The organism is Halochromatium sp. NSM3, assembly GCF_059621085.1.
Genome location: NZ_JCAQIA010000010.1, coordinates 38,947 through 60,922 on the forward strand (window position 1 = coordinate 38,947; position 21,976 = coordinate 60,922).

Sequence of the window (21,976 nt, forward strand, 5' to 3'; positions counted from 1 at the left end):
AACAAGCACTGCCGGATTCACAGCCGATCGCAATTCGGAACCCGTGCTGGCTCTGCGTCTGATTCATCTTCGTCATGGACAATTCGCACCCGCGATGAAAGTCGGCACAGCAGCTCGTAGTTGATGGTGCCAACCTGCTCGGCGACCTCCTCCACCGGCAGTCCCTGCCCCCAGAGTGTCACCGGATCACCAACGATCGCGTCCGGTATCTGGCGAAGATCGACGCTGATCATGTCCATGGAGACACGCCCGAGGAGTGCTGCACGCTGGCCTCGAATCAGCACCGGCGTGCCGGTCGGCGCATGGCGTGGATAGCCATCACCGTAGCCGATAGCGACCACGCCGACGCGCATCGGCTCCGGACACTGATAGGTACTGCCATAGCCGATTGTTGCGCCAGCTGGCAGTTCGCGCACTGCGATGAGCTGACTCGTTAGCGTCATCACCGGGCGCAGATCAAGTGCCGCTGCCGCCTGGCACAGCAGCGGCGAGCCGCCGTAAAGCATGATCCCGGGGCGAACCCAATCACTCCGCGCGGCCGGATGAGCGAGGATGCCAGCGGAGTTGCCAATCGACAGCGGCAGACCAAAACGCTCGGCAAGCGCCCTCGCCTGCTCGCATTGCGCGGCGGTCAATGGATGCGAAGGATCATCGGCATTCGCCAGGTGCGTCATGATGCCGGCGAGTTCCAGCGGTGACGTCTGCGTTGAACCCGACGAACCCGGTGCTGACGTTTGCTGGGTTGCGCCCGCCCCCGAGGTCGTTGAACCTGTTGGTGAGCTTAGACGCTCGATCAGCGCGACGGCCTCGGCCTGTTGCAGCCCCAGCCGGCCCATGCCGGTATCGAGCTTGAGCCAGATGCGCTGAGGCCTCGGTTGCGGATTGGCCTGTCGTTGGCTCAGGATCAGATCGAGCTGCCGGCTTGAATGCACCGTCAGCTCGACCTGCATCGACAGCACCGCACCGAGTTCGGTCTCGCTCGCAGCGCCTTCCAGCACCAGCAGCGGCTTGCTGATGCCAATCGCGCGCAGCCCGAGCGCCTCCTGGACGCGCGCCACCGCGAAGCCATCCGCCGCCTCCAGTGCCGCAGCGCACTGCCTCATGCCATGGCCATAGGCATCGGCCTTGATCACGGCCCAGATGCGACTACTCGGCGCCGCCGCGCGACAGACCGCGAGATTATGGCGCAGCGCGCCGAAGTCGATCTGTGCGATGGGTCCAGTGATCATTGGTAGCCCAAATCGCCGTAGAGATCCTCGGCCAGATTCTCGAACTTGGTGAACTGACCCATAAATGTGAGCTTCACCGTGCCTATCGGCCCATTACGCTGTTTACCGATGATAATCTCGGCAACGCCCTTATCCGGGCTATCTTCGTTGTAGACCTCATCGCGATAAATAAAGACGATGAGGTCTGCATCCTGTTCTATGGCACCTGAGTTATGACTGACGACGCCATCAGCCAACCAGGAGGCTGGTCCCGGAACCGTTAGATCGTAGACCTCCTCCTCTCCATCCGGCTCCACCGCAACCACGGTATCCCAAAATAGACTGCTAGTGGCTTCCGCATGCAGCTGCGTATCTGACCACTGCTCGACGGAGACCGGATCTACAAGCTCGCGCGTGATGGCGAGCCGATCGCCTTGTCCGAGCTGATCGACGGTTTGCCAACCGGTACCCGTCAGAAAACGATGCTGTGCCGTGGCGCGCACTTGGCGACCACTGCTGAGCTTGATAGAGAAAACCGGCTTACGGCCGGTGCTCCAGATCTTGTCGGCTTTCGCGGTCACGAGCTGTTGTTTGTCGTCGACCGCAACGACCTCTGGAGCGGTGCCCACCAAGGTTGCAATGGGCACCCAGCGCCCATCAGCGAGTACAACGCGCGTGTCGCCTGTCACGCACTCCCTCAAATCGGACATCACCGGCCGTTTGTTCGGTCGCTGTTCCAGGCTGCGATTGAGCTGCGAGAGGGCCACCACCGGGACATGCAGCTCCTTGGCGAGGGACTTGAGCGCGCGCGAGATCGCGGAAATCTCGGTCGCGCGGTTCTCGCCCTCGCTCGGAGCCTGCATCAACTGCAGGTAATCGACGACGATCATGCCGAGTTCCTTTTCTTCGCGCTTGAGATCGCGCTGCAGTCGGCGTACCCGCGCGCGCAGGTCGGTTGGCGAGAGCGCCGGGGTATCATCGATATACATCGGCGCCTGCGAGAGCATGGTCACCGCCGAGGTCAGCCGTGGCCAGTCTTCTTCGGTGAGCTTGCCGGTGCGTACCCGATGCTGATCGATCTGCCCGAGCGAGGACATCATGCGCATCGCCAACGCATCGCCAGGCATCTCCATGCTGAATACCGCGACGCCTTTTCCGGTCTTGATCGCAACGTTTTCCGCCATGTTCATCGCGAAACTGGTGTTGTGCACGCAGATATCGTTGGCGACAAAGTTGTGCGTCTCCGGGATGGTTAAATCATAGACTTGGCGCAGACCAAGGGGTTCGATTGAGACGATTGGATCCCAAAAAAGATCACTATTGGCAAGCTCGCTGAGATCCACATTCGTCAGTCGGCGTTTCTGATCAAGGGCTTGCAAAATGCGAGTAAGCGCCGCTTCCTTCGATTCGATACCGATCTCGGTGGCGAAGATGCGGATGGAGTCGGTATCGGTCAGATCCAACTGCCAGGCGCTGTAATCGCCCTGCTCTTGCGGCTGCCCGCCCCCATGTTCGTCGAGCTGCTCACCGACCGGCGGGCGGCGAATGCGGCGGTAGCGAAGCTTGGCAATCACGCCGAAGCGCAGCAGCAGATGCTGAACCTGTCGCGCCAGACGTTCACTGGCGGAGGCATAGCCGACCAGAGACTGACCGCTTGCAAGCAGCGTCGCCCAGCCATCGGTCGCGAATAAGCGGTTCAGGAACAGGGCAAGCTGCGCCTTGGGCAGCTCGAAGACCGGCGCCGGGATGAACTTATCATGCGCGTCCCGGCCCCAGAGCCCCAGGTCCATCAGCCAGCGGGTCAATGTATTGGGGCCGCTCTTCACCGCGCGCTCGCGCGCACTCGGCGACCAGGCGACCTGGGCCTCGGTCTGGAGCTGAGGACTGTCGTTGATGAACGTTGGCGTCGCGCCTCTGAGGCAACCGTCGCCGATCAGATAACCAAGCAGCTTAACCTCGCAGTCGCGCATCGGCTTCTGGCCGAAAACTGGTAGGCGTCGCGGTACGGCAATGGCATCACCGACCGCAAGCTTGCTGAGCGCTTGCCAGCCCTCCATGGTCAGGAACGGATGCGTGAGCGTGGTGTCGATAACGCGCCCGAGTCGCGTCGTCACGCGAAACACCGGTTTATGTCCGTCATCGACGAAGGCGCTTGGCTGCGTTGTGCTAAAGCGCAGGCGCTCATCGAGTGTCAGTAACGCCGCCTGGCGCTGGCGCACGATCGCTTCAATCGTCGTCACCTGTCCATCCGCGAGCAGGATCTCACTGCCAGCCTCCAGGCACTTACCCATCGACGGCCTCCCCGCGCAGATGATCAGATCGGCGGGCTGCAGGCCGGAGGTCTTCATGTCGAAGTCGATGAAACCGGTCGGCAGGCCGGTGATCGGCTCGTCGCGATGATAGAGTTCGTCGATCTTGTTGACCGCGATGGTCAACAGCTCTTCAATCGACTTGAAGCCGCCGCCACGGGTGAGCTGCTCGGCGATCTCGAAGACCTTGGCCTCGGCGGCGTCGAGGATCTCGGCCTCGCTGCGGCCCTTGGTGTCGAAGGCCAGATCGGCGATGCCAGTGCCGGCTCGAATCAGTTGCCGAAGCACCGAGTTGAAGCGCACGATGCGCGCATAATGGGCGGCGTTGGCGGCCGAGCCGGTGTTGCGGTCGATCTCGGCCAGGTAGGTCATGCCACCCATATCGTCGAGCAGCTTGCGCTTGGCGAGCGCCTCGGCCAACGTGATGACGTCGAAGGGATGATCCTGCTCGGCCAAGATGTGGATGGCGCGGAAGATCAGCTGATGTTCTTGGCGGTAGAAATCGGTCTCGCGCACCTTGTCCGCGACCTGCTCCCAGACGCTGTTCTCGAGCATCAGGGCGCCGAGCAACGACTGCTCGGCCTGCAGGTTGTGCGGTGGAACGCGCATCCCCGACATCGCTTCGGCCATCTCGGACAGCGCATCGGTGGGCGGCCCCATTGGCTCGATCCCGAAGTCTTCCGGGAGCGCTGGTGGCGGACCTTCGGTGGCCTCCCGAGCAGGGTCTTCAGAGGAAAAGGGGCGGTTGGTCAAAGCGGCAGCCTCGTGCATCGACGGCTCAGCCGTCGTTCTCGCCGCTCATTCTCAGGGCTTGTGTGCCGTCGAGCAATCCGGGATTCTGGGCGGGCGCGACGTTTCGGGCGCAGCGGCGGCGTGCCGTCGAGCTTGAGTCTTCGACATCCCACATCGATGAGGCGGAAACAAAAAGGGCTTGCGTCTTTCGAAGCAAGCCCTTTTTTAGGTTTGGTAGCGGGGGCAGGATTTGAACCTGCGACCTTCGGGTTATGAGCCCGACGAGCTGCCTGACTGCTCCACCCCGCAACTGAGCCGCCTACTATAGACACGAATGTGGGTGAGTGCAAGCGGTTTTTGATCTCATCGCGCGATCACGCCAGTGACAGAGTTCGCGCTCAGAGCGTCTTGAGATACTCGAGCAGCGCGCGACGTTCGTCATCATCGAGCAGGTCTCCGAAGTCATGGCCCTGATTGCCGTAACCCCGGCGGGTCGTATCGTAGACCCACTTCTGCTCCTCCAGGCTGGCGAACTGCTCACGTCCTTGCTCGAGGCGCTGATAGCGCCAGCCTAAGGCGTCTTGGTCATAGTCGGGGCTTGCGCTCTCGAACCTCCAGTACCTTGGACGCTCGCCGCTCTCAAGCAACGCGGCCAGGCTCGGCACCGAGCCATTGTGCAGATAGGGCGCCGTGGCCCAGATGCCATCCAGCGGTGGCGCCACATAACCGAGCCCCGGCTGCGCATCGGCGTTGCGCCCATAAAAGGACGCGTTGAACCAGCGCGCGAAGCGATCCGCATGTTGATAGGCCGCCTCGGCCATCGCCGGATCGGTACCGACCTCATTGAGCGCCACCAGCTCATTGGGATAGCGTTCGTGCTCACCGTAGCGCCCGTGGCACTCCGTACACTCGGTCTTGAACAGGCGCTCGCCTTGGGCCGCCAGTTCGGTATCGATCGGATAGGGATAGGCCGGTGCCTCCAGAGTGGCCAAATAGGCGCGCACATCCTGGAACCAGGCATCGATCTCGCGCGCCTCGGCAACCGAATCTGTACAGGTCGTCGAGGCCAACATCATGTAACCCACATGATCCCCGCGTCCTTCGCCGTTGTAGAACATCGCATGCTTCTTGCCGACGTTCCACCAAGGCGGCACGCTCGCGGGCAAGACCTCGGTCGAGGGCAAGGGTAAGAGCGGCTCGTCGGACCAGGCCAGGGTTTCTGGATCGCGGTGCGCCATCAAGGCCAAGGTGATCGCCTGCGCGGGATTGGCGCCGATGGTGTCGGTCATCGACCAGGGCGCGATCGCGCCGAGCCGATCGGCCCAGCGCTGCCATTCGGCCACCTCGGCCTCACCCTTGACATAGGCGCCGGCGCCTTCGACCGCCATCACCGGATCAGCGGTGAAGTCAAGGAATTCGTTACCGAGGCCGATCACCAACTCGCCGTTCAGCGGCGCCGCGTGGCAGCCCAGGCAATTGCTCGTCACCAGCTCGACACCGCTGGCGGCGGTGAACGCGGTGAGCGCATAGGGCAGCTCGGCATTGCGACCGCGTCGGCCCGCCAGCGCGTACTTGGGCTCCGGCGCGCCGCGACTTGCGGCATAGGCGTCGTAGGGTAAACCGCAGGTCACCACCGCGCCATTGACCAAGGCATCGTAACCTGCCTGGGCGTCACCCGGCCGCTGCGGCGACGCCGGGATCGGCCCCGGCTCGGCCTTGGTCACGGCGACGGGCTGAGCGCCATCGCACGCGACCAACCCCGTGCTCAAGATGAACGACAGGCTGCAGACAACCCCTCGACGCCGAGATCCCATGAACAGGTTCCTAAACACTAGGCTCCCTCCTAAACGCTGCGAATGTACGACACTGACCGTCGATGCCCGATCAGGTTCCAAGTGGCAGAGTTAGGTTCCACGCGGCGAGCCGTCTCCATAGCCGTTGAGGTCCATCTGGCCACTGCCGCTGATCGCCTCCGACTCGCGCCGACCGCTCACGCGCACCGCTCCCCGCCACGCCCAGCTCGCCTCCGCGATCGAGGCCGAAGACAGCGCCCGCGCCGCATCGCCGCCAGACGCAATGCCGCCAGTCGCATCGCCAAACAGGGGCTCGATCTCCAGCTCCAGCCCGTGCGCGGGGATCAGTAGCCGCCAGCCCAGTGGATATTCAACCCCGCCTTCGGTGACCCAACCGGCCTCGGTCGGCGCTACCGTCAGCTCCCGACGCCGTAACGCCCGCGTCTCGCCTTCGGCGCCGATCAAGACACAGCTGGGAATCGGCGTGCCACCACCGCCGCGCCGGCGAAGATGGAGACAAGCCAGCTCCGAGCCATCGTTGAGCTGTAACTGAAACCGATTCGCGACCAATTGCCCGCGCCCACCCGCCAGCGCTTCGGCTAAGGCGCCCCAGCCATGATCGAGCCAGGCCACACCCTGCAGCGCCTGCTCGCCCCCCTTCGCTCGCAGCGTTCCCGAGGCCGCCAAGCGCGATTGACTGTAGAACTGGACCGCCGAGGCGCCCTGCTCCGGCGCACCCGCCAGCGTCTGCTGATCCAACACCACCGGCGGCTTGAGCGATGACAGTGATAGCTCCAGCGCAACCCCGTCGGCCTCGGCGTGCAACACGAGTTCATCCTCGGCCGCGCGTGACAGCGCCCAGCCTTCGATCCAGACGCGCTCGCCGTCGGCCTCATTCGCGCCCGCGCCAGCAAGCCCCAGCGCTGTGCGACTCAGCCGCTGCTCGCGGACCGGTAGCCCCGACAGTGCCATAGCATCCTCGCCGGCCATAACCACCCATTCTCCGGCCAACAGCGCATCGGCCGCGAAGGCTGATGCCCGCCCATCAGCCGCTGCTGCCAGCCTGAGCCGCGCCAGCGACAAACGCACCGCCACCGGCTGCTCCCGCGCATCGCGCAGCACCGCCGTCAGCTCCCACAGCTCCGCCGGCGCACCCGGATGCGCGCCGTGATCGCGGGGAAATTCCAGCGTCAGTGTCTCGCCAAGCTCACCTTCCTCGGCATCAGCACCGGTATCCTTGTCCATCTCGGCCAGCGCGGCCGCCAGGGCCGAGGCATCGAACCCCTCACTGCGAGACGCCGACTCACGCGGCCAGAGCCCGTAAGCCAGCCCCGCCAAGACGATGAGCACCAGGGGCAATGCCAGCCAACGCATGACTCATTCCTCAAGAAGCTGTTTGCAATCCAAATCGCGGCGCTAAGGTTCCAAGCCATTAACGCGCCCGAGCCCGCTCATACTCCGCCACAGCCTGCGGCAGCGAGCGCTCCAGCTCGGCAATGCGCCGCTGATCCAACGGATGCGTACTCAAGAACTCCGGCGGCGCGCCACCGCGCTGGGCGTTGTAGGCCACAAACCGCTGCCAAAACCCGATCGCTGCGCGCGGGTCATAGCCCGCTCGCGCCATGAATAACAGCCCCAGCTCGTCCGCCTCCAACTCCTGGGTGCGTGAATAGGGCAACATCACCCCTAACCGGGAGCCCACGCCGTAGGCCTGCATGATCAGGTCGCGATTCGCTCCGGCCTCCGAACCCAAGGCCGCCGAGAGCCCAGCACCGCCCAACTCGACCAACATCCCGTGCGACATCCGTTCCGCCCCATGGCGTGCGACCGCGTGCGCAATCTCATGCCCGATCACCGTCGCCAGCCCCGCCTCATCCTGGGTGATCGGCAAAATGCCCGTATTCACCCCGACCTTACCGCCTGGAAGTGCAAAGGCATTCGGCGCATCATCCTTGAACAACACGAACTCCCAGCGCGCATTCGGTAACGACACCACCTTGCTGATGCGGTCGCCGACCCGTTGCAGCATCGCCACATCCCGACCCCGCGTCACCACCGGTTGCTGCTGCTTGATCTGTTGGAAGGCCTGAATCCCCAACTCGATCTCATCGCTCGGACTCACCAACAGCAGCTGCCGCCGGCCGGTTTCCGGCGCCGTTGCGCATGACAACAGCGCCGCCGATAGGACAAGCAGAAGACCCGCCAGCGCTGGCAATTTCGGCGGTCTTCTTGCACGGTCGTTCGCGCCGTCTCGCATCACCCTCGTCATCATCATTTGCCTCACTCTGAAATAACGCTCAACATCGGTCTTGATGTTGAGCAGGCGCGCACCGTTGCGCCGATACTCAAGGCTGAATCTCGATGGGCGTCCCGTCCAAGGTGTAGCGCCAGATCTCATCCATCGCCAGGTTGGAGACGGCGACGCAGCCCTGGGTCCAGTCCTCGTAACGAATCAGCTCGCGCAGCGCCCGCTGCCGTTGCCCGCGCGGCTCGCCGTGGATCATGATCGCACCGCCAGGCCGGTCGCCGCGCGCCGCAGCGCGGGCACGATCCGCCGCGTTCGGATAGGAAATGTTGATGGCCTTGGTAAATTGGCTGTTCGCATTGCGCCAATCGAGCACATAGCGTCCCTCGGGCGTGCGCCCGTCGCCCTCACGCTCTTTATGACCCTCGGGAGCAAAACCGAGCGCGACGCGATAGGTGCGAAACGGTTGACCATCGCGCAGCAGATAGAGCCGACGCTGCCCCTTCTTAACCAGCACTTCGTCCGCGAGCAGTGGCCCGGTGCGTTGCACGGTCGCCGGTGCAGCCTCTTGGGCCTGCCGTAACATGCAGCCGGGCAGGAACGACATCGCCGCCACCGAGGCGCTGACCCCCAGCACCCCGATCAGCAGCAGACCGCAACGCGCCAGTCCACCCCCGATCCGCCCGCCCCGTAGCCGGTTCCAGTCGGACATCAGGCCGTTCCTCGCGGGATGACAATGGTTTTGAGCGCTGATATGCGATGCCTAGACCGCCAAGGCAAGGCATCAGCCGCATCGGCAATGGTAATATCCTGGTCATTCGATCAACAGGAGCATCATGTCATGGCATTCGAACAGATCCAGATTCCAGCAAGCGGCGAGCAGATCCGCGTCAATCCCGACCAAAGCCTCGTCGTTCCGGATCATCCCATCATTCCCTACATCGAGGGCGACGGCATCGGCGTCGACATCAGCCCGGTGATGATGAAGGTGCTGGACGCGGCCATCGCCAAGGCCTACGGCGGCCAGCGCCAGATCGCCTGGATGGAGATCTACGCCGGCGAGAAGGCCACCCGCGTCTACGGCGACGATACCTGGCTCCCCGATGAGACGCTCGAGGCGGTGCGCGACTATGTGGTCTCGATCAAAGGACCGCTGACCACCCCGGTCAGCGGCGGTATCCGCTCGCTCAACGTCGCCCTGCGCCAGCGCCTCGATCTCTATGTCTGCCTGCGCCCGGTGCGCTATTTCCAGGGCACGCCGAGTCCGCTGAAAAAGCCCGAAGAGACCGACATGGTGATCTTCCGCGAGAACTCGGAAGACATCTATGCCGGCATCGAATGGCAGGCCGGCTCGCCGGAGGCCGAGAAGCTCGTAACCTTCTTGCGCGGCGAGATGGGCGTGACCAAGATCCGCTTCCCGGACAGCTCGGGCATCGGCATCAAGCCGGTCTCGAGCGAGGGCACCCAGCGCCTGGTGCGCAAGGCCATCCAGTACGCGATCGACAACGAGCGCGACTCGGTGACCCTGGTGCACAAGGGCAATATCATGAAGTTCACCGAAGGCGCCTTCAAGGATTGGGGCTATGCGCTGGCGCGCGAGGAATTCGGCGCCGAACTGCTCGACGGCGGCCCCTGGTGTGCGTTCAAGAGCCCGAAGACCGGCAAGGAGATCATCGTCAAGGATGTGATTGCCGACGCCTTCCTGCAGCAGATCCTACTGCGCCCGAAGGACTACGACGTCATCGCGACCCTCAACCTCAACGGCGACTACATCTCCGATGCCCTCGCCGCGCAGGTCGGCGGGATCGGCATGGCGCCCGGCGCCAACCTTTCGGACAGCGTGGCCATGTTCGAGGCCACGCATGGCACGGCGCCCAAGTACGCCGGCAAGGACCAAGTCAACCCCAGCTCCTTGCTACTCTCGGGCGAGATGCTGTTGCGCCACCTCGGCTGGACCGAGGCCGCAGAGTTGGTGGTCAAGGGAATCGAGGGCTCCATCGCGGCCAAGACCGTGACCTACGATCTCGAGCGTCTGATGGACGGTGCGACCAAGCTGAGTTGCTCGGCATTCGGCGATGCGGTCATCGCCAACATGGGCTGAGCCGAGTCTGGACTCTCAGGGCCTGGACTGGAATTCAGGCCTCACGGTCCCGGCTGGCCAGAGGCGCCCGCCGGGACACCGCAAGCACCACGCAACTATTGCATCGCACGCTGGACCGTCGCCGCATGCAGCCCCTTGGGCCCCTGCGAGACCTCGAACTGCACCTTCTGCCCCTCTTTCAGGGTTTTATAGCCGTCCATATCAATCGACGAGAAATGCACGAAGACATCCTCGTCGCGACCATCGGGCTTGACAAAGCCATAGCCCTTGGCATTGTTAAACCATTTGACGATACCTGTGATCATCTGAGACTCCTCCGCAACTGCAGCACACTTCGGTTGGTTATTCAGCTTGTTGTAGTAGGCAAGACCACCGCTGAACGGTCATGCACTCGACCCACACCTAGCGCCTAGATGAAGCGGTCGTGACAAGAAAGTATAGTTGCCTAGACTGCTTGGTCAATCGCAGGCACCCACGGCGTCGCTGGAAGGCGTAGACGCCAACCCTCGTGGGGCTGTATTTTTCGCCTCATGATCCCTACTCAAGGTGAGATGCGCGACGCCTCTCGAACTCAAACCTTGTGCCGCCCGGGTCATACCCGACGGCCCTGACCTATGCTGACCAGGCCGATGTCCCACCGATTCATGCCAGACCCACTCACCCACGCCACCAGCCGCGCCTGGATTCGCCTGTCGAGTCAAGAAGACGGCAACGGCGACTCCGGGCTGTCGGTCCAAGAAGCCAAGCCCGCCCTCAAGCGGCCGCCGCTGTATAAGGTTCTGCTGGTCAACGACGACTACACGCCGATGGAGTTCGTCGTCCACGTGCTCGAGGCCTTCTTCGGCATGACGCCCGAGAAGGCCACCCAAGTCATGCTGCATGTGCATACGCGCGGAGTCGGCGTCTGTGGCGTCTTCACGCGCGACATTGCCGAGACCAAGGTCTCGCAGGTCAATGATTTCTCACGCCAGAACCATCATCCGCTGCTGTGCACGATGGAGGAGGCCTGAGATGCGTCTCGAACCAACCATCTTCGTTTTTGTCACGCCCCGGGGTCACAGTCCATGCTAAGCAAAGAGCTTGAATTCACGCTAAACCAGGCGTTCAAGGAGGCGCGGGCGAAGCGGCATGAATACATGACGGTCGAGCATCTGCTGCTCTGCCTGATCGATAATCCAGCCGCCGCCAAGGTGCTGCGGGCCTGCGCCGCCGATAACGACAAGCTGCGCGGCGACGTCACCACCTTCATCGAAGAGACCACGCCGCTGATCGCCGAGAACGACGAGCGCGAGACCCAACCCACGCTCGGCTTCCAGCGCGTGCTCCAACGCGCTGTGTTCCACGTGCAGTCGGCCGGCAAGAAGGAGGTCACCGGCGCCAATGTGCTGGTCGCCCTGTTCAGCGAGCAAGACAGCCAGGCCGTCTACCTGCTCAACCAGCAGGATGTCTCGCGGCTCGATGTCGTCAACTACATCTCGCACGGCATCTCCAAGGTGCCGGGCGAGGATCAGGACGACGAGGCCCAGGGCGAGCCGGACGAAGTACGTAGCGATGAGAAGGAAGCGCCCAGCGCACTCGAGAACTTCGCCACCAACCTCAACGAGATGGCGCGCCAAGGCCGCATCGATCCGTTGATCGGGCGCGCCGGCGAGGTCGAGCGCACCGCGCAGATCCTCTGCCGGCGGCGCAAGAACAACCCCCTGCTGGTCGGCGAGGCCGGGGTCGGCAAGACCGCGATCGCCGAAGGGCTGGCGAAGAAGATCGTCGACGGTCAGGTGCCCGAGATCCTCGATGATGCGGTCATCTACGCGCTCGACCTCGGCTCCCTGGTGGCCGGCACCAAGTACCGCGGCGATTTCGAGAAGCGACTCAAGGCGGTGCTCGCCGAACTCAAGCGCAAACCGCACGCGATCCTGTTCATCGACGAGATCCACACCATCATCGGCGCCGGCGCGGCCTCCGGCGGCGTTATGGATGCCTCCAACCTGATCAAGCCGGTGCTCGCCTCGGGCGACCTGCGTTGCATCGGCTCGACCACCTATCAGGAGTTCCGCGGTATCTTCGAGAAGGATCGTGCGCTCGCGCGGCGCTTCCAGAAGATCGATGTCAACGAGCCCTCGGTCGAGGAGACCATCGAGATCCTCAAGGGGCTGAAGACCCGCTTCGAGGAGCATCACCAGGTCAGCTATACCAACCCGGCCCTGCGCGCCGCCGCCGAACTCTCGGCCAAGTACATCAATGACCGCCACCTGCCGGACAAGGCCATCGATGTGATCGACGAGGCCGGCGCCAATGTGCAGCTACGCCCGGCGGGTAAGCGCAAGAAGCGCATCGATGTGAACGATGTCGAGACCATCGTCGCCAAGATCGCGCGTATCCCCACGCGCAAGGTGTCGAGTTCGGATACCGAGTCATTGCGCCATCTCGATCGCGATCTGAAGATGGTGGTCTACGGCCAGGACGAGGCGATCGATGCCCTGACCTCGGCGATCCGCATGAACCGTTCCGGCCTCGGCACCGAGGACAAGCCGATCGGCTCCTTCCTCTTCACCGGTCCCACCGGTGTCGGCAAGACCGAGGTCACCCGGCAGCTCGCGCGCATCATGGGCCTGGAGCTGATCCGCTTCGACATGTCCGAGTACATGGAGCGGCACACGGTCTCGCGCCTCATCGGCGCCCCGCCCGGCTATGTCGGCTTCGACCAAGGCGGCTTGTTGACCGAGGAGGTCACCAAGCACCCACACGCGGTTTTGCTCCTCGACGAGATCGAGAAGGCGCACCCGGATGTGTTCAACCTGCTGCTGCAGGTGATGGATCATGGCAGCCTGACCGACAACAACGGCCGCAAGGCGGACTTCCGCAACATCGTGCTGGTGATGACCACCAACGCCGGGGCCGAGGAGACCAGCCGCCGCTCGATCGGCTTCACCGAGCAGGATCACTCCAGCGACGGCATGGAGGCGTTGAAGAAATACTTCACGCCCGAGTTCCGCAATCGGCTCGATGCGACCGTGCAGTTCGCGTCACTGGACACCAAGACCATCGCCAGCGTGGTGGATAAGTTCCTCTTCGAACTCGAGGCGCAGCTGGCCGAGAAGAAGGTCGCGCTCATGGTCGAGCCCGAGGCCCGGGCCTGGCTCGCGGAGAAGGGTTACGACCCGAAGATGGGCGCGCGACCGATGGCCCGCGTGATCAAGGACCACATCAAGAAACCACTCGCCAGCGAGCTGCTGTTCGGCGAACTCAGCGGTGGCGGGACCGTGATCGTCCGGCTCGGCGAGAACGATGACCTGACATTCAGCTTCGAGACCGAGAAGAGCCTGGCTTGAACCCGCTTGGGTCGCTCGCCTCAGCGCACGCGATAGGTGATGCGGCCCTTGGTCAGGTCATACGGGGTCAGCTCCACGGTCACCTTATCGCCGGTGAGAATGCGGATGTAATGCTTGCGCATCTTGCCGGAGATATGGGCCGTGACCGTGTGACCATTCTCGAGTTCGACGCGGAATACGGTGTTCGGCAGGGTCTCGACGACCACGCCTTCCATTTGAATAACGTCTTCTTTTGCCATGTATGTGAAATCTGTCTCGTGATGTCGCGAACGAGCGCGGCATCGGTTAAGGCGCCGCCCTGGCCAATCGCCGCTGTAGAACCGAAAAAGTATATCATAGGAAGCGGATCGGCTCGCCGCGCTCAAACCATCGCCAGTGCTGGCCGTCCCAGGCCTCGATCGGTCGAAACCGGTCTTTATAGGCCATCTTCGGGCTGTCTTCGATCCAATATCCCAGATACAGAGACCTCAGCCCGAGCCGAGCCGCTTCACGCGCCTGGGTCAGCACCGCATAGGTGCCGGGGGCACGGTCCGAGAGATCCGGGTCGAAGAAGGTATAGAGCGCCGAGAGCCCATCCGGGAACACATCGGTCACCGCCACCGACATCAGCCGTTCACCGAGAAAGGCCTCGATCAGCCAGGTCTGCCCGCCCCAAGGGCTGAGCAGGAAGCGCATATAGGTCTCGATCGAGACATCGTCGGCCATGTCGCCATCGCCATGGCGCGCCAGGATGTAGCGTTCGTAGAGCTGATAATGGATCGGGCGCAGTTGCGCGGGCTTGAAGACGATGCGGACCTCGCTGTCGTTGCGCGCCGCAGTGCGCCGCTGCGAGCGATTCAGACGCAGCGCGGCCACCGGAACCCGCACCGGCACGCAGCGTTGACAACCGCGACAGGCCGGTCGATAGAAGTGCATCCCACTGCGCCGAAAACCGATCTGCTGCAGCCATTGCGCTCGATCCCGATCGATCCGCGCCATCGGGTCGACGAACAAGGTCCGTGCTCGCAGCCCATCGACATAGGAACAGTCGTGCTCGCCGGTCAGGTAGAGCTGCAGATGGCCCGGTAGGTTGCGATTCGCGTTCATCAGGATTCCCCTCCCGGATAATGGACCCGACCATCATCCCAGGTGCCGAGCGTGAGCGGACGATCGCGCAGCGTCTGCAAGCGCGTCATGAACTGCGCGCGCGACATCAGCTGCGCGCCCATGCGCCGTATGTGCGCGGTCAGCACCTGACAATCGATCAGCTCGATGTCCAAGCCGATGGCATGCTCGCACAGATGGACCAGCGCCACCTTCGAGGCATTATCGACTCGGCTGAACATCGATTCGCCAAAGAAGGCACCGCCAATCGCGACGCCATAGAGTCCGCCGACCAACTGCCCGGCCTGCCAGACCTCGACCGAATGCGCGATCCCATGCACATGCAGGGCACAGTAGGCGCTGATCATCTCCGGCAGCAGCCAGGTGCCCTGGCTATCGGCGCGCGGCCCGGCGCAGGCGTGGATCACCGCCGGAAAATCACGATCCATGGTGACCCCGAACGGACGCTGGCGCAGCCGCTTGCGCAGACTGCGCGAGCGATGCAGCTGAGTCGGCAGCAACACCGTGCGCGGATCGGGCGACCACCACAGGATCGGGTCGCCTTCGCCATACCAGGGGAAGATGCCATGCCGATAGGCATTGATCAGGCGTCGGGTGCTCAGATCGCCGCCGACCGCGAGCAGACCATCGGGCTCACGCATGGCCTCGGCCGGATCGGGGAAAGCCCCGGTTGGATCATTCGGCGCCAGCAAATACGGCATCGACATCGGTGCGTTGGGCGGCACGTCGGCCTCTCAGCCGGCATCGCGCCGGTAAGGACTGCGTGCGTTCATCTCGCCGATATAGTCCTCGACCGCCTCGATTTCATGGTCGAGAAAGTGACCGATCGGCTCGCGAAACCCAGGCTCGGCCAACCAATGCGCCGACCAGGTGCGGGTCGGCAGGAAGCCGCGCGCGACCTTGTGCTCACCCTGCGCGCCGGGCTCGAAGGCCGTCAGCCCATGGCGGAGGCAATGCTCGAGGCCCTGGTAATAACAGGCCTCGAAATGCAGACTGTGGAACGCCTGCGAGCAGCCCCAGTGACGCCCATAGAGGGTGCGCGCGCCGACCAAGCAGAAAGCCGCAGCGACGATTTCACCGCCATGCTCGGCCAGGATCAGCAGCGTGTGCTCGCCCATGCGGGCGCCGATCTCGCGAAAGAAGGGCAAGGAGAGGGTCGGGATGCCGCCGCGCTTATCGAAGGTGTCCTCATAGAGCCGATGGAAGATCGTCCACTCCTCGGTACTGGCCTCGCTGCCCGCTAGCCGGCGAATCCGCACCCCCGCCTCGTCCACCCGACGGCGTTCACGCTTGATCTTCTTGCGCTTCTCGGCGCTGAAACCGGCCAGCAATGCATCGAAATCGGCCTCGCCCTGGCGCTGCCAGTGGAACTGACAGCCGAGCCTTGGCATCAGGCCCTCGGCGCGCATCCAGCCCGTCTCCTCCTCGCTGCTGAACAGCCAGTGAACCCCCGAGGCGCCCAGCTCCTTGGCCACCGCGACCGAGCCTCGCACCAAGGCCGTCGCCAGCTCGGCGCGGTTGGCGGCCTCGCCAGTGAGGACGCGCTGGCCGGTCGCCGGCGTGTAGGGTGAGGCGATCACCAGCTTCGGATAATAGGCCAGACCCGCGCGCCGATAGGCATCGGCCCAGGCCCAGTCGAAGACGAACTCCCCGTAGGAATTGAATTTCAGGTAACAGGGCGCGGCCGCCACCAGTTGTTCGGACTGATCATAGAGTCCGAGATGGCGCGGCAGCCAACCGAAGCGCTCGCCCACGCAGCCGTGGCGCTCCATCGCGACCAGGAACTCATGGCGCAGATGCGGCAGATCATCGCCGGCCAACCGATTCCAGTCGGCGGCAGCGAGTTGATCGATGGAAGAATGCACACGCAGTTGATACATCGACGCTTAGAGCGGCCACCATCGGATCAGTTGCAACAGAAAGGCCAAGGCCGCCAGCGCGCAACCCATCGTGATCAGCGCATCACGGCCGGTCCAGCCCTGATGGCGCCCATGCTGAACCCCTAGGAGCGCGCCAACCGCACCCAGGATCAGGCCGAACTCGCTGACGATCAGCAGCGTCAGCCAGGGCAACATGGGCCCGGCCTCGGGAGCCTCCGCGCGAGGTTCGCCACCCACCCAGAGTAGCCCCAACAAGGGCACCGCCAAGGTCAGGGCGATGGTCGGAAAGTGCTGTCGTTTCATCGCTGCCTCGCGGCCCTGTGCATCATCATTCGGCGGATGCTTAGGCGTCCAGCAGCCCGTCGAGATACTTTTCGGCGTCCAAGGCCGCCATGCAACCGCTGCCGGCCGAGGTGATCGCCTGCCGATAGACGTGATCCATCACATCGCCGGCGGCGAACACGCCAGGCACCGAGGTCGCGGTGGCATTGCCATCGGTGCCGGATTTGACCTTGATATAGCCGTTGTTCATCTCGAGCTGGCCTTCGAAAATACCAGTATTCGGCTTGTGGCCGATGGCGATGAACACACCCTGCAGATCGATGTCTTCGGTGCTCCCCTGCTGCACATGCTTGATGCGCATGCCGGTCACACCGGTCTTATCACCGAGTACCTCGTCGAGCACATGGTTCCAGGCGATCTTGACATTGCCGGACTCGGCCTTCTCCAGCAGCCGATCCTGGAGCACCTTCTCGGCCCGCAGCGCATCGCGGCGATGCACGAGGGTGACCTCGGAGGCGATGTTGGCCAGATACAGCGCCTCCTCGACCGCAGTATTGCCGCCGCCGATCACCGCCACCTTTTGATTCTTGTAGAAGAAGCCATCGCAGGTCGCGCAGGCCGAGACGCCGCGGCCGCGAAACTGCTCTTCGGACGCGAGCCCGAGATACATGGCGCTCGCGCCGGTGGCAATGATCAGCGCATCGCAGCTGAAGGTGCCTGAATCCCCAGTCAGGATGAACGGGCGCTGATCCAAGGCGATCTTGTTGATGTGGTCGAACAGGATCTCGGTCCCCACCTGCTCGGCATGGCGGCGCATGCGATCCATCAGGTCCGGGCCCTGAAGACCGTCCGGATCACCCGGCCAATTCTCGACATCCGTGGTGGTCATCAACTGCCCGCCCTGTTCCATGCCGGTCACCAGAACCGGTGCCAGGTTAGCGCGCGCCGCATAGACGGCCGCCGTATAACCAGCCGGCCCCGAGCCAAGGATCAGCAGCCGGCAATGCTTGGTGTCGCTCATGGTCAAAAAACCCCAACAGACCTTGATTCAAATCAGTCATGTTACGCAGGCACCCGAGCCCGGTAAAGCCGTACGCCACTGCCGAGCGCCTGCTTCGAAGACGCCGCGTAAACATCGAAACACGACGAAGTTCTCCGGCTAAGGCTATAATCCGCCAAACGTTAGGAGGATCCCGTGGAACAAGCGACTCGACTCAGACAGCCCCGTCTCGGCGATTATCTGGAGCGTGCCTGGCGCGAAAGCGCGCTCTGGGCCGTCATCATCATCTCGCTGTATCTGGTGCTAGCACTGGCCACCTATTCACCGGATGACCCCGGCTGGTCTTTCGTGGGGGCGGAAGGCGCCGTCAACAACGCCGCAGGGCGGCTTGGCGCCTGGTTCGCGGACCTGGTGCTGTTTCTGGTCGGCGTGCTCGCCTACCTCATCCCCGTCGCGCTCGCCGCCAGCGCCTTCCTCGTCTTTCGCGACCACGAGCCGGAACCCGAGACCAAGCTCTACTGGCTGGTACTGCGCTGGATCGGCCTGCTGCTCACCCTCGGCGCCGGCGCCGGATTGGCGAGCCTGCAGATCGCCGGTCCCTTCGGCGACCTGCCCAATGGCATCGGCGGCGCCCTCGGCCAGTTGATTTCGGACATGGCCAGCACGGGCTTTGGCATCGGCGGCGGCTCGCTCGTGCTCCTCGGCCTCCTGCTGACCGGGCTCTCGCTCTTCACCGGGCTTTCGCCGTTACTCATCGTCGATGGCATCGGTGATCTCACCTTGCTGATGCTGCGTCTCCCGCCGCGCCTTTACCAGCACATCAACGCAGTGCGCGCCGAGCGCCGCCAGCACCAACATCACGGGGATTGGGAGACGGATTGGACAACGGACTGGGGCGAAGACGACGAGGTCGAGATCGAGGTCGAACCGGAATCGGACTTTGCCCCAAAAGCGGACAGGAAGGCGGAACGCGAGGCGGAGTCGAACGACTGGACGGACTGGGCGAATGAACCCTGGACAGACGAACCGGAGGACGCTGAGCGGGATATCGGCCGCAGCCGAGCCAGTCGCGCCGATGCGGTCGCTCCTGCCGAGGCGCGGGTCCAGCGGCAAGCGCCGGCTGAGGCTCCAGCGGAAACCCGGGAGTCGGACGCGCAACATTCCATGCACGCGCCGCAAAATGCCATCCGAACCCTCATCTCGCATCCGAACGCGGCTCCTCTGCTGGGAGCAGAGCAACCTCTCGAGATCGGGATCGGCGCTGGCTTCGAGGCCAGCTCGGTACCAGCTCGAGTTCGCACAGAGGCTGATGCCAGAGGGCGGCCAACAGCCTCGGAACCAGCGCCCGCCCCCCAGATTCAGCAGCCAGCGCCAGAAGCGCTCGCGCCAACGCCAAGCCCGGAACCAACTCTAGAGCCAGAAGCACCCCAAGCATCCATCTCCCCGGTCACCGCATTGACCCCACCGCCCACGGCGGTCGAACCGGTCTGGGCCGACGTCTCGGCGCCATCGACAGCGACTGCCGCGCCCGCTCCAAGCCCGTCGCATCCGCTGCCGAGTCGCACGGCCTCGATGCGCGGCGATTTCAGCGAACGCCCACCGCTCGACCTCCTCGACCCACCCCGGCGCAGCGGCAATGCCGCTACCCCTGAGCAGCTCGAGACCATGTCCCGAGAGCTCGAGGCCCGATTGGCCGAATTCGGCGTTGTCGCCGAGGTGGTCGAGGTGCATCCTGGTCCGGTGGTGGCCCTGTTCGAACTCGATCTCGCGCCGGGCGTGAAGGTCAGCAAAATAACCGGCCTGAGCAAGGACATCGCGCGTGCCCTATCGAAGATCAGCGTGCGCGTAGTTGAGGTCATTCCCGGCAAATCGGTGATCGGCCTCGAGGTGCCGAACAATCAGCGCGAGATGGTCACCCTGAGCGAAATCATCGGCTCGCGCGCCTATCAGGAGGCCAAATCACCGCTCACCATCAGCATGGGCACCAACATCTCCGGCGAGCCGGTGGTTGCCGACCTCGGCCGGATGCCGCATGCGCTGATCGCCGGCACCACCGGCTCCGGCAAATCGGTCGCGATCAACGCGATGATCCTGAGTCTGGTCTACAAGGCCGGCCCGGATGATGTGCGCCTGATCATGGTCGACCCGAAGATGCTCGAACTCTCGGTCTACGAGGGCATCCCGCATCTGCTCACGCCCGTGGTCACCGACATGAAGGAGGCCGCCAACGCGCTGCGCTGGTGCGTCGGCGAGATGGAACGCCGTTACAAGCTGATGGCCGCACTGGGCGTGCGCAACATCGCCGGCTACAACCGCAAGGTGCTCGACGCCATCGCCGCCGGCGAGCCGATCGCGGACCCGACCTATGCGCCGATCGTCAACGCTGCGATCGCCGAGGGACAGGAACCGCCCGAGGTGCCGACACTCGAGAAGCTGCCGAACATCGTCGTCATCATCGACGAACTCGCCGACATGATGATGGTGGTCGGCAAGAAGGTCGAGGAGCTGATCGCCCGCCTCGCGCAGAAGGCGCGTGCCTCGGGCATCCATCTGCTGCTCGCCACCCAGCGCCCCTCGGTCGATGTACTGACCGGTCTGATCAAGGCCAACATCCCGACCCGCATGGCGTTCAAGGTCTCGGCCCGCGTCGACTCGCGCACCGTGCTCGATCAGATGGGCGCCGAGCACCTGCTCGGCCATGGCGATATGCTCTATCTGCCGCCGGGCGGGAGCATCTCGCAGCGCGTGCATGGCGCCTTCGTCGACGACCACGAGGTGCACAAGGTCGTCCACTTCCTGAAACAGCAGGGCGAGCCGGATTACATCGAGAACATCCTGCAGGAACCGTCCGAGCATCTGCCCGGCATCGATCCGGAACCCAAGGGCGGCGGCGATGTCGAGGATCAGGATCCGCTGTTCGACGAGGCCGTGCAGATCGTCATCGAGAGCCGGCGCGCCTCGATCTCGGGCGTGCAGCGGCGCTTGAAGATCGGCTACAACCGTGCCGCACGTATGATCGAGGAGATGGAGCGTATCGGCATCGTTGGAGCCGCCGAAACCAACGGTAACCGCGATGTGCTTGCACCCCCACCACAGGATTGAATCATCCCATGCTCAGCATTCCATTCGGCCCTTTAGGCCCTGTCCGACGCCCGAACGCCCCCTCAGCGCCCAAGCGCGCTCGCCTAGCGCGCATCGACGATCAAAGCCCAAGAGGCAGGCAGTCTGGCAGCATCTCGCATCGATCGCTTGCGACGCTGCTGGCGACGCTTTTACTGATGGTGTTGCTGGCGCTGATGGCACTGATCAGCGCGCCCCAGGCCCGCGCCGATGGCATCGCCGAGTTGAAGGATTACTTGAGTGGCCTCAACAGCCTCAGCGCCGACTTTCGCCAGATCACCCTCAGCGCCGATGGTGGCCAGATGATCGAGTCGACCGGCACCTTCTACCTGCTGCGACCGAATCGCTTCCGCTGGGACTACGAAACGCCCAACGACCAGGAGATTGTTGCCGACGGCTCGCGTATCTACGTTTACGACAAAGAACTCAATCAGGTCACCCACAGCAGCCAGAAGAAGATCCTCGATGGCACTCCAGCCCAGCTCCTGGCGAGCGAACAGCCGGTCGAGGACTACTTTGAGCTGCGTACGCTGGATGAAGGCGACGGCCGCACCTGGATCGAGCTGACCCCGAAGACCGAAGACACCGAGGTCGTCAAGCTGCGCATCGCCTTCATCGACGGCCAGCTCGATACCCTGCTGATGGAAGATCGCTTCGGCCAGCTCACCCGCTTCATCTTCACTAACCTGAAGCGTAACCCGCAGCTCGACTATGCCCTATTCCGCTTCGAGCGCCCCGCCGGTAGTGATTTCTTGCAGGTGGACTGACCCTTATTGCTTGAAGAGACCCTGCGAAAGTTGATTCGCGAAGAATCGCGGGCAAACAGCCGAAGACCAACACCGCTCGCCGTGCGTTGCGCAACGCACGGCGAGC

At 63.6% G+C, this 21,976-nt stretch carries 18 protein-coding genes and 1 tRNA gene; 5 read left to right on the plus strand and 14 right to left on the minus strand.

From position 1 onward, the window contains the following. Window positions 1–17: 17 nt before the first annotated feature. The 7 genes from alr to AC54T3_RS06225 all read right to left on the minus strand — a co-directional run bounded on the left by alr (window position 18) and on the right by AC54T3_RS06225 (window position 8,999). On the minus strand, window positions 18–1,229 hold the full coding sequence (gene alr, locus AC54T3_RS06195) for an alanine racemase (RefSeq protein WP_496623257.1): 1,212 nt from the start codon (window positions 1,227–1,229) through the stop codon (window positions 18–20). Beyond that, the gene (gene dnaB / locus AC54T3_RS06200) at window positions 1,226–4,177 is read right to left on the minus strand and encodes a replicative DNA helicase (protein ID WP_496623344.1); all 2,952 of its coding nucleotides are present in this window, start codon (window positions 4,175–4,177) and stop codon (window positions 1,226–1,228) included. The genes alr and dnaB overlap by 4 nt, the downstream gene beginning before the upstream one ends. A 304-nt stretch (window positions 4,178–4,481) precedes the next feature. Next, window positions 4,482–4,558, minus strand: a tRNA-Met gene (locus AC54T3_RS06205). Between the two features lie 89 nt (window positions 4,559–4,647). Continuing rightward, window positions 4,648–6,063, minus strand: coding sequence for a c-type cytochrome (locus tag AC54T3_RS06210; RefSeq protein WP_496623259.1), 1,416 nt, complete (start codon window positions 6,061–6,063; stop codon window positions 4,648–4,650). A gap of 90 nt (window positions 6,064–6,153) precedes the next feature. Then, window positions 6,154–7,416, minus strand: a complete 1,263-nt coding sequence (locus AC54T3_RS06215) for a lipocalin-like domain-containing protein (RefSeq protein ID WP_496623261.1) — start codon at window positions 7,414–7,416, stop codon at window positions 6,154–6,156. A 58-nt stretch (window positions 7,417–7,474) separates the two neighbouring features. Continuing rightward, complete coding sequence (locus AC54T3_RS06220; protein WP_496623263.1) at window positions 7,475–8,164, minus strand: M48 family metallopeptidase; 690 nt, start codon at window positions 8,162–8,164, stop codon at window positions 7,475–7,477. Window positions 8,165–8,387: 223 nt separating this feature from the next. Further along, the gene (locus AC54T3_RS06225; protein WP_496623265.1) at window positions 8,388–8,999 is read right to left on the minus strand and encodes a L,D-transpeptidase family protein; all 612 of its coding nucleotides are present in this window, start codon (window positions 8,997–8,999) and stop codon (window positions 8,388–8,390) included. 129 nt (window positions 9,000–9,128) lie between these two features. Here AC54T3_RS06225 and icd point away from each other — a divergent pair, with 129 nt between their 5' ends. Next, window positions 9,129–10,388, plus strand: coding sequence for an NADP-dependent isocitrate dehydrogenase (gene icd / locus AC54T3_RS06230; RefSeq protein WP_496623267.1), 1,260 nt, complete (start codon window positions 9,129–9,131; stop codon window positions 10,386–10,388). Window positions 10,389–10,483: 95 nt separating this feature from the next. Here icd and cspD read toward each other — a convergent pair whose 3' ends face one another. After that, window positions 10,484–10,693, minus strand: a complete 210-nt coding sequence (cspD, locus tag AC54T3_RS06235; RefSeq protein WP_462322278.1) for a cold shock domain-containing protein CspD — start codon at window positions 10,691–10,693, stop codon at window positions 10,484–10,486. A gap of 339 nt (window positions 10,694–11,032) precedes the next feature. On the opposite strand from cspD, the gene clpS reads away from it, so the two are divergent. Together clpS and clpA are read left to right on the plus strand one after the other, a co-directional pair. Next, window positions 11,033–11,398, plus strand: coding sequence for an ATP-dependent Clp protease adapter ClpS (gene clpS, locus AC54T3_RS06240; RefSeq protein WP_496623268.1), 366 nt, complete (start codon window positions 11,033–11,035; stop codon window positions 11,396–11,398). 54 nt (window positions 11,399–11,452) lie between these two features. Further along, the gene (gene clpA / locus AC54T3_RS06245; protein WP_496623270.1) at window positions 11,453–13,717 is read left to right on the plus strand and encodes an ATP-dependent Clp protease ATP-binding subunit ClpA; all 2,265 of its coding nucleotides are present in this window, start codon (window positions 11,453–11,455) and stop codon (window positions 13,715–13,717) included. A 20-nt stretch (window positions 13,718–13,737) separates the two neighbouring features. Here clpA and infA read toward each other — a convergent pair whose 3' ends face one another. The 6 genes from infA to trxB all read right to left on the minus strand — a co-directional run bounded on the left by infA (window position 13,738) and on the right by trxB (window position 18,004). Further along, a complete protein-coding gene (infA, locus tag AC54T3_RS06250; RefSeq protein WP_200346353.1) occupies window positions 13,738–13,956 on the minus strand; it encodes a translation initiation factor IF-1 in 219 nt (72 codons plus the stop codon). A 94-nt stretch (window positions 13,957–14,050) separates the two neighbouring features. Then, window positions 14,051–14,803: an arginyltransferase gene (locus AC54T3_RS06255; RefSeq protein WP_496623272.1), complete on the minus strand. Its 753-nt coding sequence runs from the start codon at window positions 14,801–14,803 to the stop codon at window positions 14,051–14,053. Further along, the gene (aat, locus tag AC54T3_RS06260; RefSeq protein ID WP_496623346.1) at window positions 14,803–15,522 is read right to left on the minus strand and encodes a leucyl/phenylalanyl-tRNA--protein transferase; all 720 of its coding nucleotides are present in this window, start codon (window positions 15,520–15,522) and stop codon (window positions 14,803–14,805) included. The genes AC54T3_RS06255 and aat overlap by 1 nt, the downstream gene beginning before the upstream one ends. A 33-nt stretch (window positions 15,523–15,555) precedes the next feature. Beyond that, window positions 15,556–16,701, minus strand: coding sequence for a GNAT family N-acetyltransferase (locus AC54T3_RS06265; RefSeq protein WP_496623274.1), 1,146 nt, complete (start codon window positions 16,699–16,701; stop codon window positions 15,556–15,558). A gap of 6 nt (window positions 16,702–16,707) precedes the next feature. Then, complete coding sequence (locus AC54T3_RS06270; RefSeq protein WP_496623276.1) at window positions 16,708–17,004, minus strand: hypothetical protein; 297 nt, start codon at window positions 17,002–17,004, stop codon at window positions 16,708–16,710. A 40-nt stretch (window positions 17,005–17,044) separates the two neighbouring features. Beyond that, window positions 17,045–18,004 (minus strand): thioredoxin-disulfide reductase, encoded by a 960-nt coding sequence (trxB, locus tag AC54T3_RS06275; RefSeq protein WP_496623277.1) that lies wholly within the window; start codon window positions 18,002–18,004, stop codon window positions 17,045–17,047. A gap of 174 nt (window positions 18,005–18,178) precedes the next feature. Here trxB and AC54T3_RS06280 point away from each other — a divergent pair, with 174 nt between their 5' ends. Further along, on the plus strand, window positions 18,179–21,085 hold the full coding sequence (locus tag AC54T3_RS06280) for a DNA translocase FtsK (RefSeq protein ID WP_496623279.1): 2,907 nt from the start codon (window positions 18,179–18,181) through the stop codon (window positions 21,083–21,085). Between the two features lie 194 nt (window positions 21,086–21,279). Continuing rightward, entirely contained in the window at window positions 21,280–21,870 is a 591-nt protein-coding gene (gene lolA, locus AC54T3_RS06285) for an outer membrane lipoprotein periplasmic chaperone LolA (protein ID WP_496623281.1), read from the plus strand. Window positions 21,871–21,976: the final 106 nt, after the last annotated feature.